Genomic DNA, 13,881 nt, shown 5'->3' on the forward strand with positions numbered 1-13,881 from the left:
GTTCGGGGCGTCGTCCGTCGGGGAGTCGACGGCGCCACCGTCGCCGACGGGAGCGCCTCCCGCGTCGCCCCCGCGATCGCTATCCAAGGGTGCTCACCACCGTGAGGTCGTAGGCGAAGTGGATCGCCATCGCGACGAACAGGGTCCCGGCCCACGCGCGCCGCCCCCGCGTCGCGCCGACGGCGCCGATCGCCGCCGTGACGACGTGCAGCGCGAGCGGGAGCGCCAACAGCGCGAGGCCGGCGGCCGGACCGAGTTCCCCGCCCATCCCCGAGGTGCCGAACGCCGCCTGGCCCAGCGGGAGCGACCCGAGCCCGACGACCTGAACGATCGCGGTCGCCTTCTCGGCGACGAAGAAGCCGGCGCCGGACAGCGCGCCCAGCTTCAGCGCCGTCGGGAGGTCGCGCTCGAAGCGCGACTGGTGGAAGCCGGCGTACACGCCGACGCCCTTCGCGACCTCCTCGACGACCGCGACGACGACCAGCAGGGCGACGATAGCGACCCCCTGCGGAAGCGCGAACAGCACCGCGATCCCGAGCAGCTCGGCGACGAACACGAACGGGAGCGACAGCGCTGCCAAGAGCGCCACGTCGCGGGGGCGGTGCAGCCGCACCGCGAGCGCGTCGAGGAACTTCAGCGGCACCGCCCGCTGTGTGAACATGTCCTCCTCGCGGTAGACGCCGACCCCCATCGCGAACAGGGTGCCCGCGACGAGGTAGAACGGCCCCGTCGAAAACAGGTACTCCGCGATCGACACCGCCTCGCCCTGCAGGTCGCGGACGACGAGCGTCAGCGGCGAGATGAGCGCGACCGGCGTCACGGTCGCGAAGATGGCCGGGACGAACGCGTACGTCGTCAGCGCCACCGAGACGGTGACCGTGACGAAGGTGAGCTCCTTGAACGACCGCGCGAACATCGCGCCGACGAACGTCGCCGCGAGGAACACCAACGCGATGGGGAACACCGCCGCGACCGAGAGGGGCCCGCCGCCGACGGCGAGGGCGATGAGCGTCGTCGCCGCGAGCGCGACCCCCGCGTACGGGAGCGTCTTGCCGGCGACGATGTCGGTCCGCGACAGCGGCGCGACGAGCAGCAGCTCGCCACGGCGGTTGATCCGCTCGTTGAGGATGGTCGACCCGTACGCCTGAATGACGAAGTTCATCGGCACGAGGAACGCGAACGCGAGCACGAGCGACGAGAACGGGAACGGCGGCGAGATCTCCGCCGGCGACCCGGTCGGCTGGCCGCCGAACAGCGAGCCCGTCGCGCCGCCGAAGTCGGGCACGCCAAGCCCGCTCCCGGCACCGCCGTCGCCGGTTCCCGGCCCGTCCGTTCCGTCGTCCGTGTCGTCCGCGTCGCCCCCGTCGGCGCCACCGGTTCCGTCGCCGCCGGTCGCGTCGTCGCCGCCGACGCCCGCTGTTCCGTCGTTGGCGCCGACGCGCTGGCTCGCGCGCTCGACGTAGCTGAGGGTGACGCCGACCGGGAACGCGGCCGACTGGTTCTCCTCCGCGAGCAACAGCCGGTTGTTGTGCCGCTCGACAGCCGACCGGAAGGCGCCGAGGGCGGCCTGTCCCTTCCGGGTGTCCGCCACCGAGACGGTGGCCTCGCGGTCCGACGGGTCCCGGTCGTCGACGTACACGTCGGCGGTCGGCGCGCCCGCCGGAACCGCCTCCAGCGGCGTCGAGTCGCTGACCGGCTCGTGGTACGGGCTGTCCGGGCTGACCGCGACCGCGTAGATGTCCTCGTCGAGCGCGACGCCGCCGGCGAGCAGGCCGCCCGCGGCGACGCCCACGGTCAACAGGAGCGCAACGGCGCCGAGGACGGCCGTTTTTCGGTCGACGCTGCCGGTCGCCCGCGACACCTCCCAGCGCGAGACCCGGAGCAGCTTCCGGGGTGAGATGCTCACTCCGCGGCCTCCGGCGGCTCGGGCGGATCCGACGACTCGCGCCCTCGGTCGCTGTCCGTCGCGCCGGGTGTGACCCGCCGGCTCCCCGGCATCGGCTGCCCGGCCACGTCGAGGAAGATCTCCTCGAGCGTCGACTCGCGAGTGCGGATGTCGACGACCTCACCGTCGGCGTCGGCCGCCGCCCCGCGGATCCCCTCGACGGCGTCCATCGAGTCGACGGTCGACACGTGACGGTCGCCGTCGGGCTCGCTGCCCTCGACGGGGACGGTCGTGAACACGCGATACGTCGTCTCGCCGTGTTCGTCACGGATCTCCTCGACGGTGCCGCGCGCGACGATCTCGCCCTCGTTCATGATCACGACGCGGTCACACACCGACTCGACGTGATAGAGGTTGTGCGCCGAGAACAGCACCGTCTTGCCGGCGTCCGCGAGGTCGCGAACGTACTCCAGCACGTAGTTGGTCGTCAGGGGGTCGAGCCCGGAGGCCGGCTCGTCGTAGATCAGCACGTCCGGGTCGTTGACAAGCGAGCGCGCGATCGCGACCTTCCGCTTCATCCCCTTCGAGACGTCCCCCAGCCGGCGGTCGCGGTGCTCCAGCTCCAGGTCGTCGAGCGCGGTCTCGATCCGTCGGTTCGCGGTCTCGCGCGGCACGTCGTACAGGTCCGCGAAAAAGCGGAGGTAGCTCCGCGCGGTCATGTCCTCGTACAGCGGCGATTCCTCCGGGAGAAAACCCAACGCGGTACGTGTCTCGGGGTCACCCGCGGGCTCGCCGGCGACGCGAACGGCGCCGGCCGTCGGCTCGATGAGCCCCGCGAGCGTCTTGAGCGTCGTCGTCTTGCCCGCACCGTTCGGGCCGACGACGCCGAAGATCTCCCCCGGCTCCACGTCGAAGGTACTCCCGTGCACGGCGACGAAGTCGCCGTACACCTTCCGCAGGCCGTCGACGGTTATCACACCGTTCGATTCGCTTCCGTCGATAAGAGGCCGTCGCCGCGCCTATCGGCCGTGAGAACGCCGTCGGCGGCGGGTCGCTTTGATGTACGACTCACTCCTGTGACCGGCACACCTCCGCGGCCGGTCACTCCCGCGGCCGGTACTCGACGCAGCCGAACGTGGTGTACTGCTCAGGGGTATCGGCCGTCTCCCCGCCGTCGACCCCGTACGGACGTTCGACCGAGTTCGGCGTCGACGCTCGTTCGTCTGGCGACCACGCCGCGTCGGCGCCGGCCGCGACCGTCGCTGTCGCGTACGAACCGACTGTGGTCTGCTGAGGCATATGTCACCGTATGTGCCCGTCCGAAATATGTGTTTTGACAGACTACTCTGTTCTGAGTAAATTCATTCAGCCATACTCTGTGGGGCACCGGCCGAACCGAAGCTCCGTGCGCATTCGACGGACCCCGGAAGGCACCTCGTCCGATAGAGCAGCTACTCTCGGGAGAAGAAGACACGAGCGGCCGATCAGTTGCGGTGGGAACTCAGTCGTCGTCGCGGTCGCCGCCGTCGGTTCGGGGTTCGGGTTTCTCGTTGCCTCGTTCCCAGACGCGGTCGGCGGAGCCACCGTGCGGTGCGGTGTGGCTGATGTCAGCCATGGTTCGATCTGTCATCGTGACTCTCACGAGCACCTCCCGGTATTTCAGCGTTGCATGGATCTACCTTAGACACACTGTACCATATTAGGAAAATTATACTCCTCATATTCGGATCCACATCCGATCAGATACCGAGGGACGACCGGCTCGACTCCTCCGGTACTGTCCAGCCCTCCCGGATCGAGCGCCTCGAGCTCGACGGTCGGGGGTCGGCCACGGGCGAGCGCCACGGTCGTCCCATCGAGGCAGACATATGTAGACGGCCGCGGACCCCATCGGTATGAACCGGACGATCGTCGGTCTATTGGCCGACAACGCCGAGCACGCCGACGCGTTTGCCGGTCGCTTCGACGAGGTGCAGGACGGACAACAGCCCGAGGCGGTGACGGTCTGCTGTTCGGACTCGCGGGTGTTACAGGACCACCTCTTCGGCAACGAGACGCCCGGGCGGCTGTTCACCTGCGGCAACATCGGGAACCGTGTGACCCAGCGGACCGACGCCGGCGAGGTCGTCTCCGGCGACGTGTTGTACCCGTTAGCGCACACAGGGACCCGGACGGCGGTCGTCGTCGGCCACACCGGCTGCGGCGCAGTGACGGCGACGTTCGACGTTCTCACGGGGAATATCGATGCGGACAACGAGCCGTCGGGGATCGAACACTGCGTCAGCCTGCTCGGCCCCCACCTCGAACCGGGTGTCGACCTGCTTCCCGACGGCCTCGACGACGACGAGGCCGTGAACCGGCTGGTCGAGTACAACGTCGACCGGCAGGTCGACCACCTCGTCGACAGCGACGACGTGCCCGCCGACACCGACGTGATCGGCGTCGTCTACGACTTCCAGGACGTCTATGGCGGCGAGCGCGGCGAAGTCCACGTGATCAACGTCGACGGCGAGCGCGATCCCGAGGCGCTACGGACGGAACACGAGGCGGTCGCCGACCGGATCCGCCGCCTCTGGACCTACTGACCCGACGCCGGATGTGACCGGATCGCACGGGGGCGATCGATCGAGATCGGCCGGGCCAGATCTCCGTACAGACACGATCTCATCCCGACGAGGACGGGGCACTGATCGGTGGTCGCCTCGACTGGATCGACGCCGACGCGGCCGCACACCTGACCGCTCATCCGTTCGACGGCGTCGACACCGAGTACCCGCACGCGCCGGGCGCGACCGACGGCCCCGACGACGTGACGCCGCCGCGCGAGCGCCACACTGTCTGCTACGGTTGCTTCGGCTGGCACTCGGCGGTCCGCAGCCACTGGCGTCCCGTGCGCGCGCTGCGGCAGTCTCCCGAATATCCCGACAGCGACGGAATCGCCGCCGGCATCGACGAGCGACTGACACCCGAGCGCCCGTACGGCTGGGCGTGGCTGCTCGCGCTCGCCCCGAACTCGACCGGTGGAGCGACCCGTGGGCGGATCGGTGGAGCGACCCGTGGGCGGATCGGTGGAGCGACACCCTTCGTCCGCCGGAAGAGCAGATCCGTGCGCTCGTCGGTGGACGGTTCCTCCCGATGGAACGCCCCCATCGCCTCGGGACGCACGGCGACTCCGCGTTCGCGCTCTCGCTGATCATCGATCACAGACGATTACGGAAGTACGAGGAGAAAGCCCCGTGTTTTAGCGGGGGGATGAATCCGACATCTCTCCCCAAATACCGACCGAACTACCCAAACCGATGTTTAACTAACTCATCACCCTACCAACAGCCAACCGAGGCGGCCTGCCCGCCCGCTTAATCGGACAGTATCGGGATTCCCTGATTCCACGCAGAAGGCACCCCCTTCTGCCCGGAACACGGGGTGCAGTCACCAAAAGTATCTCCGAATCCCACGCCGGGATAGGAGTACCGGCTGGGTGGCACAGCCAGTAGCTGTCCGTCGGGATGGCTACAAACCGTAACCATCCCAACCCAGCGGTGCGGTACCGTGGGAATTCTCGCCCTTTCAGCGCGGGGAGGATGTCAATCCTCCAACTCGCCCATCGCGTCGACGACGCGCTGGAGCATCTTCCGTTGTCCGCGCCGGAGGTTCTTCGAGACGGCCGGCTTGGACACGTCGAACTCCTCGGCGAGCGTGCCGAGCGTGGCCGAGCGCGGGCTCTCGAAGTACCCCTCGGTGGCGGCCGTCTCCAACGTCTCGCGTTCGACGTCCGAGAGGTCCTTACAGCCCTGGATGAGCGTCATCGCGGCGCCCGCGTTCTGGATGAACCCCTGCAGTTCGGGGAGTTCGGGCTCGTCTCGCTCCAGGATCTCGTACTCGTTGTCGCGGTCGAGTCGGGAGAGCGTGCCGTCCGCCTCGCCGCGGTCGTCGAAGCCGACGTGCCACAGCTCCGAGCCGTCGGCGATGTAGAACGGCCCTGTGATGTAGCCGCCGCCGTCGCGGACGGTCGACATCGCGGCCGTCTCGTCGATGACGGTCCGAACGTGGCCGACGCCGCCCGTCTTCGAGAGGAGTTTGTAGTCGCGCAGCCCGTCGTGTTCGCGCAGTTCCGTCAACCCCTGTCCGAGCGACTCGCGGTCGTCGCCCTCGACCACCATCCGCGTCTCCAGCGTGTCGGTCGCCGTGTCGAACTCCCAATGCACCGCCGAGAACGCGAGGTCGTGCTCCTCGGTGGCGTGGATGAACGGGCAGTCGTACTGCTCCATGTCCAGGGTGACGTCGATCATGGTGTTCGCTCCGATCAGCGGACGATTCTCGGAGACCTACATAATAGTTTATGCCGGTGGCGATCACTGCTCGCCGCCGAACCGGTCCCGAACGGCCTCGCGGTCGATCTTCGAGGGGCCCGAGTAGGGGAACTCCTCGACGAACGCGAGGTGCTTCGGGTGTTTGAACCGGGCGAGTCGGTCGTCGAGGAACGCCGTCAGGTCGTCCAGCGTCAGCGACTCCTCCCCCTGCACGACCGCCGTTCCGACGGTCCCCCAGGTGTCGTCGGGGACGCCGATCACGACCGCCTCTCTGATCGTCGGGTGATCGGTGAGCGCGTTCTCCACCTCGGCGGGAAAGACGTTCTCGCCGCCGCTGACGTACATGTTCTTTTTGCGCCCCTCGATGTGGTAGTAGCCGTCGTCGTCGACGCGGGCCAGGTCCCCCGTCGAGACCCATCCGCCGCCGAAGGTGTCCTCGGTCTCTTCGGGCGCGTTCCAGTAGCGGTCGGCGGCAGCGGGACTCGACAGTTCGAGTTCGCCCACGTCGCCCCGCGCGAGCGGTTCCCCGTCGTCGTCGACGACCCGCGCGGAGACGTGTGGGGCCGGCACGCCGACGGCCTCGGCCTTCTCGCGGGGCCAGTCGTCCGGCATCGCGAAGTTGTTCGGACCGCACTCGGTGAGGCCGTACCCCTGCGAGAGGTCGACGCCGCGGTCCCACCACGACTCGAGTACCGACCGCCGGCAGGGGCCACCGCCGGATTTAGCGAACCGCAGCGACGAGAGGTCGGTGTCGTCCCACCGCTCGTGTTCCGCCATCATCCGCAGCACCGCCGGCACCGCGACGAGCACCGTCGCCCCTCGCTCGTCGACGATGTCGAGCACCCCTCCCGGGTCGAACTCCCGCGCGATGACGACCGTGCCGCCGACGTGGAACAGCGGTACGGTGAGGACGTTCCACCCGCCGGTGTGAAACAGCGGGAACGGCATCGGCGTCACGTCGTCGCCGCGGAGGTTCCACGCCGCGATCGTCGTCATCGAGTTCCAGTACACCGCGCGGTGCGGGATCACCGTCTGCTTGGGCGTCCCGGTCGACCCACCCGTGTGGAGGAACAGGTGTGGCTCCGACAGCGACACGTCGGAGCGGTCCAGCCTGTCGTCCGCGGTCGGCCCGGGTTCGGTCTCGGCTGCCGGCCTGGCGGTCTCGAACGGCTCGCCGTCGAGGTCGTCGGCTGCGGTCGCGACGGCGTCGACGTCGTCGCCGACGACGAGCACCGTCGGGTCCTCGCCACTCGTGTCGGCATCCCCGAGCGCCTCGCCCGCGAGGCCGGCGGACTTCGCCTCGACGACGACCGCCGCGGGGTCGGTGTCGCCGAGGAGTTCCGACAGCTCCGGCGGCGCCAGACGGTGCGACAGCGGCGCGAGCACGGCGCCGATCTTGCCGGTCGCGAAGAACAGATCGATCAGCGCCGGCCGGTTCCGCGAGAGCGTCACCACCCGATCGCCTTTCTCGACGCCCATCGACCGAAGGAGTCGAGCCGTCCGGGTCGCGCGGTCGTCCAACTCCGCGTACGTGTACTCGCGACCGGTCGTCCCGTCGACCAGTCCCACCCGGTCGGGGGAGAGCATCGCGCGTCTGCCGGACCAGTCGCCGACCCAATCGGGACCGGTCCGCTGTGTGCGCCCCGCCGCTGTCGCGTTCGGGACGCGCTCGCTCCCCTCAGACATCGGCGAGGAACTCGACGAGCAGGTCGTTCACGCGCTCGGCCTCCTCGATGAAGAACAGGTGCGACCCGCCCTCGACGAACTCGGCGTCGGCGCCGGGGATCGCCTCGGCGAGCAGCTCCCCGTTCTCGACGGGGAGGACCCGGTCGTCGGTCCCGTGAGCGACCAGCGTCGGGATCGAGACCGCGTCGAGTTCCCCGCTGGCGTCGAACGCCTCCACGGCCGCACCCTGCGCCTCCCGCGCGCTCGGCGGCGCGTCCGAGTCGAGCCGCCAGTCGACGATGCGCTCGATCAGCTCCGGGTTGTCCTCGATGAAGCCGTCACTGACGGCGGGTGCCATCTTGTACCGGATCGCCTCGCGCTCGTCGGCGTCGTCGGGAACGGAGAACATCCGCGCGAGCGTCGACTCCGGCGTCGGCACCGCGTCGGGACCGCCGGGCGAGGTACACAACAGCGCGAGCGACCGCGCACGGTCGTGGGCTATCGCGTACCGCTGCGCGACCATCCCGCCCATCGACGCGCCGACGACGTGGGCCGCGTCGACGCCCGCGTCGTCCAGTACCGCTTCGAGGTCGCCGGCGAGTTGGTCGATCGTGTACGGCCCCTCCGGCACGTCGGACTCGCCCGTCCCGCGGTTGTCCCACAGCACCACGTGGTACGACCCCGCGAGCGCGTCCGCCTGCCAGTTCCACATCCAGCGGCCGTAGCCGAGCCCCTCACACAGGACGACCGTCTCCGCCTCGGCCGGGTCGCGCCCGCGCTCCTCGTACGCGATCGCGACGCCGTCGTGTTGCGCGGTTTGCACGGGGGAAGCCTGTCCACGCGCCACCTTCAAGCGGGCGCTTCACATGTTAACCCCCGAGGCTTTCGGTCGGCGCTCCACCACTACTGCCATGCCAGTCGCAACCGTCGACGACGATGCGACCGCGAGCATCGACGTGACGACCGAAACGATCGACGCGTACGCGGCGCTCACCGGCGACGAGAACCCGATCCACCTCGACGACGCGTACGCCAGCGAGACGATGTTCGGCGGGCGGATCGCTCACGGGATGCTCGGCGCCGGCGTCGTCAGCGCGGCGCTCGCGTCGCTCCCCGGGGACATCGTCTACCTCGACCAGGACTGCTCGTTCGAGGCGCCCGTCCGCCCGGGTGACACGGTCGAGGCGCGTGCGACCGTCACCGAGGAACTCGGCGGCGACCGACTCCGCGTCGAGACGGTCGCGTCCGTCGACGACGAGTCCGTCATCGAGGGTGAGGCGACGGTCCTGTCGTTGCCCCACGACTCCTGAGATCCCGACTCAGTGCCGCAGCGGACAACCTCCGTCCACGCCCCGTCCAAGGGAGAACGGGTCTCGGTTGTCGAATCCGCCGGACCAGACACGGCGATCTTCGGGTGGTGATCGATGATCGGGGATCCGCGACCGATTTCGCGTTCGTGACGCTCGACGAACCATTAATTATGTCGGCATTCGAAGAGGTACTATCCCGAACACGGGTATCCAAGCATGTTCGACAACCGCACTGACGCCGGCGAGCGCCTGGCCGATCTCCTCGTGGAGCGGGGGGTGGAGGCCGATGTCGTGCTTGCGGTGCCACGGGGAGGACTCCCGCTCGGTCGCGTCGTCGCAGACCGGCTCGGGGTCCCGCTCGACATCGTCTCCGCACGGAAGATCGGCGCGCCGTGGAATCCGGAGCTCGCGATCGGCGCCGTCGCCAGCGACGGCAGCGCCTGGCTCAACGACGAACTGATCGCGCAGTCGGGGATCGACGACGGGGACGTCGCCGACCGTCGCGAGCGGGAGCGGGAGGCCGCCCGCGAGCGCGTCGACGAGTATCGCGGCGACCGACCGCCGATGGATCTGACCGGGAAGCGGGTCGTCGTCGTCGACGACGGCGTCGCGACGGGCGCGACGATGCACGCGTGTCTCAGACAGGTCGCGGCCGCCGGCGCCGATCGGGTCGTGCTGGCGGTGCCTGTCGCGCCGCCTGACACCCTGCGGGACCTCGAATCGGAGGCCGACGAGGTCGTCTGCGTGGAGACGCCGTCTCAGTTCGGCGCTGTGGGGCGATTCTACCGGACCTTCGATCAAGTCACCGACGAACAAGCCCGATCATACCTTTCCACCGATGCAAACTGACGACTACTCACGGCGAGCCGGTATCCGGTCACACGACGCTCCCGAGACTGACCGCGAAGCTGCCGGTCCCGAGGCGACTGACGACGATCACCCGAGTCTGACGCGACGCGGCTTCCTCTCGGGGACAGCCGCGGGGGTCGGCGCCGTCGCGGCCGGCGCGGCGACGACGCCGGTCCGCGCGCAGGAGGGGTCGACGCGAACCGTCGAGATGACCGACAACCTCGTGTTCGACCCCGAGGAGGTCGCGGTCACGCCCGGGACAACCGTCGTCTGGGAGAACGTCGGTAACATCGGCCACTCGGTGACCGCCTACGAGGAGGACCTCCCGGCCGACGCCGAGTTCTTCGCCTCGGGCGGATTCGAGACGGAAGACGCCGCGCGCTCGGCGTACTCGGCGGGAGACCCGGACAGCGGCGACATCGCGGGGGGCGAGACGTACGAGTACACGTTCGAGACGGAGGGGACCTATCCCTACTTCTGCATCCCACACGAGAGCGCCGGAATGCTCGGGACGATCGAAGTGAGCGAGGACGCCGGGGCGACCGAAGGCGCCTCCGGCCCGGTAGTTCCGCAGGTCCCGGACGCAGCGAAGACGCTCGGTCTCGCGGCCGCGGCCACGCTGGTCGCGACGGCAGGCTTCGCGTACGTCTTCCTGAAGTACGGCGGCGACTACGGTGTTACTCGCTAGCGGACGACTGTCGACGCCCGATCGACGACAGTAGTTCGTCCGGCCGTCGGTCCGCCGGGTACGACCGGTCGTCGCCGTCGGTACAGCGGACGTTCACGACGCCGTCGACGTAGTCGACATCGCGAATTCGATCGTACGGAATCTCTTCGGTATCGGCACCGAGCGTCCAGCTCGTGTTGAGGAGGTTCGCCTCGACGTCCGAGTGGACCGTCAGCGCCGACTCGCCGACGGTCACGACCGTAACGTCGTACCGCTTGGCCGCGTCGATCCCGACGACCGAGCCACCGGCGGCGGTCACCGTGTACACCGGGGTCCGGTCCGGGTCGATGTCGAGGCTCGCGACCGTCGCACGACGGATCTGCGCTTCAGCGTCCGCGAGCGCGTCCGCTGCGCCGCGTTTCACCGCCCGGACGCCGGCGATCACAAGCGCCGGACCGCCGATCAGGATGGCCGCCCCGAGGTAAACCCGATCGGCCGCGAGGACGAAGTTCCCGCCTAAAAGCAGCGCCAACAGCAGCGCCCAGGGCCACTGCCAGCCGGCCGTCCACACCGGCGTGAACGTCCCGACGTCGATCGTGCCCTTGTCAGCCATCGTGGTGCCTCCGGGGCGTCGTCCGGCGCTCGTCGGCTGTCACGCCCCGAAGTTGGCCGGTGGCGTACTTCGGTGTTGCTCTCGACGGCGAGCAGTCGGTACCTCGGGCGATCACCGGAACCAGACCCGACGGATGGACAGCGGTGAGTCGCCCGTCGTACCGCCGACACTCGTCGCACTGGAGGCCGGGCGCCGCCGCTGTCAGGGTCGCATCAGAACGAGAGAGACCCTGTCGGAGGTGAGGTGGTCCGCTGGGGGCGGGCAGTCGGGGGTCGGCGCGTCCTCGAGCGGTCGTCGACAGGACGCCGTCGATCAGTCGCTCGTCATCGCGTCCGTACTCGCGGCGCAGTTGTTGGGGCCGAGTTCGAGGGTGAACGCCTCCTCGTCGTCGGCGTCCTGCTGGCCGAGGTTGGTCGCGATGATGTCCTCGTAGTTCGCGGGACGCGGCGGCATGTCGGCGAGGACGGTCTCGACGAACTCGTCCGTGTCGTAGCTGAGCGCGTCCATCCGCGCTTTCAGATCGCTGATCGGCGCGGTGTAGGTGTCGTCGTCGGCCGGGACCGCGGCGTCGCTGAAGTGGGCGCCGCCGATGAGGGTCTCCTCGGGCAGCGTCAGCACGCGGTTTTGCAGCGTGTCGTACAGCTGTTCGGCAGCCTCGGGGGCGCCCTCGTCACCCTCCTCGAGGTCGGGACGGGCGACGCTCTCGATGAACAGCCCGTCTCCGGTGGTGAGCAGGCTGCCGCCGAGCAGATAGGATGTCATCCCGCTGGTGTGGCCGGGGGTGTAGATCGTCTCGACGGTCGCATCGCCGACGTCGAACTCGTCGCCGTCGGCCGCCGTCGTCATCTCGTCGGCGTACGTGACACCGCGCGGGACGGCGTTCTTCGGGATGACGCCCTCGACGCCCTCCGCGGCGAGTTCGCGCAGACCGCTGATGTGGTCGGCGTGGATGTGCGTGTCGAACGCGTACGTCAGCTCTGCGCCCAACTTCTCGGCGTCGGCGATGTAGCGGTCGATGAACGCGCGCAGCGGGTCGACGATCGCCGCCTCGTCGCCGTCGATCAGCAGGTAGCCCAGACAGCCCGAGGACGGACGCTGGTACTGGTAGACGGATCCGGGTCCGTCGTACTCGGTGACCTCCTCGCGTTCGTAGATGCGCGCCCAGCCGTTCATCCCCTCTTCGAGGTGGTTCACCTCGTAGCCGCGCTGCTTCAGCGCGCCGGCGACGTACTCGCTGGCGCCGCCCTTCGCGCACAGGACGGTGACCTCGCGGTCGTCGGGGATCCGATCGAGGACGTCGTCGTCGATGTCGTCGTCCAGGAACTCGAAGTACGGAATATTGATCGAGTCGACGGTTTCGCCGTCGATCTTCCACTCCTCGTAGTCGGAGGTCATCCGCGAATCCAGCAGCGTGACCTCGTCGTCGGCGTCGATCCGGCTCTTGAGATCCTCGGGTGCGATCGACTCGACCTCGACCTCTGGCTCGGGGAATTCGTCTGCCATCACGATACCCAATGGGAGTCAGTATAATAAATATTGTGCAATATAGACAATACAACTTCTCGGACCAAGACCGGGACAACAGCCATATAGACATCGAGACGTTCAAAACGGCGTATTAGCGCTAATTCGGCCTTAAGAGCTGTTGGTGCAGGGAGGCATTATTGAATAGGTAACAAAATACTGCTGTCGGTAGAGTCTTTCTTGTTCATCTTCCACAATACCTTATGATGGTCGCGACGGCGTTCATCGGCCCGCTGTCGGAGCGTTGGCGGCGACGAACGCCGCGGGCGTTCGGTCGTTCTGGTACGACTCTCGAATATCGGGATCGGACCACAACCGTGTTGCCCGGGGAGTCCAACTCCCGGTCGTGACCCGACAGACACCCGGGCCCGATCGGATCCGTCCATCGAGACGCACCGTCCTCGCCGGGCTCTCCGCGGCTGCGGCAACCGCCACCGCCGGCTGTCTCGGCGGCGGCAACGGCGGGAGCGACGAGGTGCCCGACGACGCCGTCGAATCGCTCCCCACGCCAGTCCACGGCGACGAAGACGCGCCGGTGACGGTCGCGGTGTTCGAGGACTTCGCGTGCCCGCACTGTCGGACGTTCGCGGTCGACGTCCACCCTCGACTCGTCGACGAGTACGTCGACCCCGGTGACGTGCGGTACGAACACCACGACTTCCCCATCCCGGTGGACGACCGCTGGTCGTGGGAGGCTCCCGGCGCCGCGCGGGCGGTACAGGACACGGTCGGCGACGAGGCGTTCTTTACGTTCACCCAACGCCTGTTCGAGGAAGGGTGGACGGACGGTTCCCCGACGTACTCGGAGTCACTCCTCCGTGATCTCGCCGGCGCCGTCGACGCCGACCCGGACACGGTGGTGACCGCCGCGAGCGAGGGCCGCTACCGGCCGGTGTTGGAGGCGGACCGCGAGGCCGGACTCGACCGCGGCGTCCAGGGGACTCCGAGCGTGTTCGTCGACGGAACGCTCATCGATCGGCCGGACTACGCGACCATCTCGTCGGCGATCGACGACAGCCGCTGAGTGGCCTCCCCGGTTGGTCGTCTCCCTCGCGACA

15 protein-coding genes and 1 pseudogene are annotated in these 13,881 nt (G+C 68.6%); 7 read left to right on the plus strand and 9 right to left on the minus strand.

Annotation, left to right across the window (positions count from 1 at the left end; translation table 11 throughout):
• Nucleotides 1-79: 79 nt before the first annotated feature.
• The 4 genes from K6T25_RS12475 to K6T25_RS15700 form a co-directional block, all read right to left on the minus strand.
• Nucleotides 80-1,906 (minus strand): ABC transporter permease family protein, encoded by a 1,827-nt coding sequence (locus tag K6T25_RS12475; RefSeq protein WP_222914549.1) that lies wholly within the window; start codon nucleotides 1,904-1,906, stop codon nucleotides 80-82.
• Nucleotides 1,903-2,862: an ABC transporter ATP-binding protein gene (locus K6T25_RS12480; RefSeq protein WP_222914551.1), complete on the minus strand. Its 960-nt coding sequence runs from the start codon at nucleotides 2,860-2,862 to the stop codon at nucleotides 1,903-1,905. The genes K6T25_RS12475 and K6T25_RS12480 overlap by 4 nt, the downstream gene beginning before the upstream one ends.
• 124 nt (nucleotides 2,863-2,986) lie before the next feature.
• The gene (locus K6T25_RS12485) at nucleotides 2,987-3,184 is read right to left on the minus strand and encodes a hypothetical protein (protein WP_222914552.1); all 198 of its coding nucleotides are present in this window, start codon (nucleotides 3,182-3,184) and stop codon (nucleotides 2,987-2,989) included.
• 202 nt (nucleotides 3,185-3,386) lie between these two features.
• The gene (locus K6T25_RS15700; protein WP_275671156.1) at nucleotides 3,387-3,515 is read right to left on the minus strand and encodes a DUF7989 family protein; all 129 of its coding nucleotides are present in this window, start codon (nucleotides 3,513-3,515) and stop codon (nucleotides 3,387-3,389) included.
• Between the two features lie 265 nt (nucleotides 3,516-3,780).
• Here K6T25_RS15700 and K6T25_RS12490 point away from each other — a divergent pair, with 265 nt between their 5' ends.
• The 3 genes and pseudogenes from K6T25_RS12490 to K6T25_RS15805 all read left to right on the plus strand — a co-directional run bounded on the left by K6T25_RS12490 (nucleotide 3,781) and on the right by K6T25_RS15805 (nucleotide 5,245).
• Entirely contained in the window at nucleotides 3,781-4,470 is a 690-nt protein-coding gene (locus K6T25_RS12490; RefSeq protein WP_222914554.1) for a carbonic anhydrase, read from the plus strand.
• Between the two features lie 149 nt (nucleotides 4,471-4,619).
• Nucleotides 4,620-4,796, plus strand: a pseudogene (locus tag K6T25_RS15800) (DUF2891 family protein); the annotation flags it as partial.
• Nucleotides 4,797-4,873: 77 nt separating this feature from the next.
• On the plus strand, nucleotides 4,874-5,245 hold the full coding sequence (locus K6T25_RS15805) for a DUF2891 family protein (RefSeq protein WP_222914556.1): 372 nt from the start codon (nucleotides 4,874-4,876) through the stop codon (nucleotides 5,243-5,245).
• A 224-nt stretch (nucleotides 5,246-5,469) separates the two neighbouring features.
• On the opposite strand, the gene K6T25_RS12505 is transcribed toward K6T25_RS15805, so the two are convergent.
• From K6T25_RS12505 to K6T25_RS12515, 3 genes are all read right to left on the minus strand, one after another.
• Nucleotides 5,470-6,174 carry a helix-turn-helix domain-containing protein gene (locus K6T25_RS12505; RefSeq protein WP_222914559.1) on the minus strand — a complete coding sequence of 235 codons (705 nt, stop codon included), beginning with the start codon at nucleotides 6,172-6,174 and terminating at the stop codon, nucleotides 5,470-5,472.
• A 63-nt stretch (nucleotides 6,175-6,237) separates the two neighbouring features.
• On the minus strand, nucleotides 6,238-7,881 hold the full coding sequence (locus K6T25_RS12510; protein WP_222914561.1) for an AMP-binding protein: 1,644 nt from the start codon (nucleotides 7,879-7,881) through the stop codon (nucleotides 6,238-6,240).
• A complete protein-coding gene (locus K6T25_RS12515; RefSeq protein WP_222914563.1) occupies nucleotides 7,874-8,683 on the minus strand; it encodes an alpha/beta fold hydrolase in 810 nt (269 codons plus the stop codon). Before K6T25_RS12515 ends, K6T25_RS12510 begins: the two co-directional genes overlap by 8 nt.
• Before the next feature lie 88 nt (nucleotides 8,684-8,771).
• Here K6T25_RS12515 and K6T25_RS12520 point away from each other — a divergent pair, with 88 nt between their 5' ends.
• The 3 genes from K6T25_RS12520 (at nucleotide 8,772) to K6T25_RS12530 (ending at nucleotide 10,707) form a co-directional block, all read left to right on the plus strand.
• Nucleotides 8,772-9,170, plus strand: a complete 399-nt coding sequence (locus K6T25_RS12520; RefSeq protein ID WP_222914564.1) for a MaoC family dehydratase — start codon at nucleotides 8,772-8,774, stop codon at nucleotides 9,168-9,170.
• A gap of 216 nt (nucleotides 9,171-9,386) precedes the next feature.
• Nucleotides 9,387-10,019: a phosphoribosyltransferase gene (locus tag K6T25_RS12525; protein WP_222914566.1), complete on the plus strand. Its 633-nt coding sequence runs from the start codon at nucleotides 9,387-9,389 to the stop codon at nucleotides 10,017-10,019.
• Nucleotides 10,009-10,707, plus strand: a complete 699-nt coding sequence (locus K6T25_RS12530) for a plastocyanin/azurin family copper-binding protein (protein ID WP_222914568.1) — start codon at nucleotides 10,009-10,011, stop codon at nucleotides 10,705-10,707. Before K6T25_RS12525 ends, K6T25_RS12530 begins: the two co-directional genes overlap by 11 nt.
• On the opposite strand, the gene K6T25_RS12535 is transcribed toward K6T25_RS12530, so the two are convergent.
• Both K6T25_RS12535 and K6T25_RS12540 read right to left on the minus strand, forming a co-directional pair.
• On the minus strand, nucleotides 10,697-11,299 hold the full coding sequence (locus K6T25_RS12535) for a hypothetical protein (RefSeq protein WP_222914570.1): 603 nt from the start codon (nucleotides 11,297-11,299) through the stop codon (nucleotides 10,697-10,699). The genes K6T25_RS12530 and K6T25_RS12535 overlap by 11 nt on opposite strands.
• Nucleotides 11,300-11,611: 312 nt before the next feature.
• Nucleotides 11,612-12,805: an MBL fold metallo-hydrolase gene (locus tag K6T25_RS12540; RefSeq protein ID WP_222914572.1), complete on the minus strand. Its 1,194-nt coding sequence runs from the start codon at nucleotides 12,803-12,805 to the stop codon at nucleotides 11,612-11,614.
• A gap of 394 nt (nucleotides 12,806-13,199) precedes the next feature.
• Here K6T25_RS12540 and K6T25_RS12545 point away from each other — a divergent pair, with 394 nt between their 5' ends.
• Nucleotides 13,200-13,847 (plus strand): DsbA family protein, encoded by a 648-nt coding sequence (locus K6T25_RS12545; RefSeq protein WP_222918043.1) that lies wholly within the window; start codon nucleotides 13,200-13,202, stop codon nucleotides 13,845-13,847.
• Nucleotides 13,848-13,881: the final 34 nt, after the last annotated feature.

This window comes from Halobaculum rubrum (genome assembly GCF_019880225.1).
Classification (GTDB): Archaea; Halobacteriota; Halobacteria; order Halobacteriales; family Haloferacaceae; genus Halobaculum; species Halobaculum rubrum.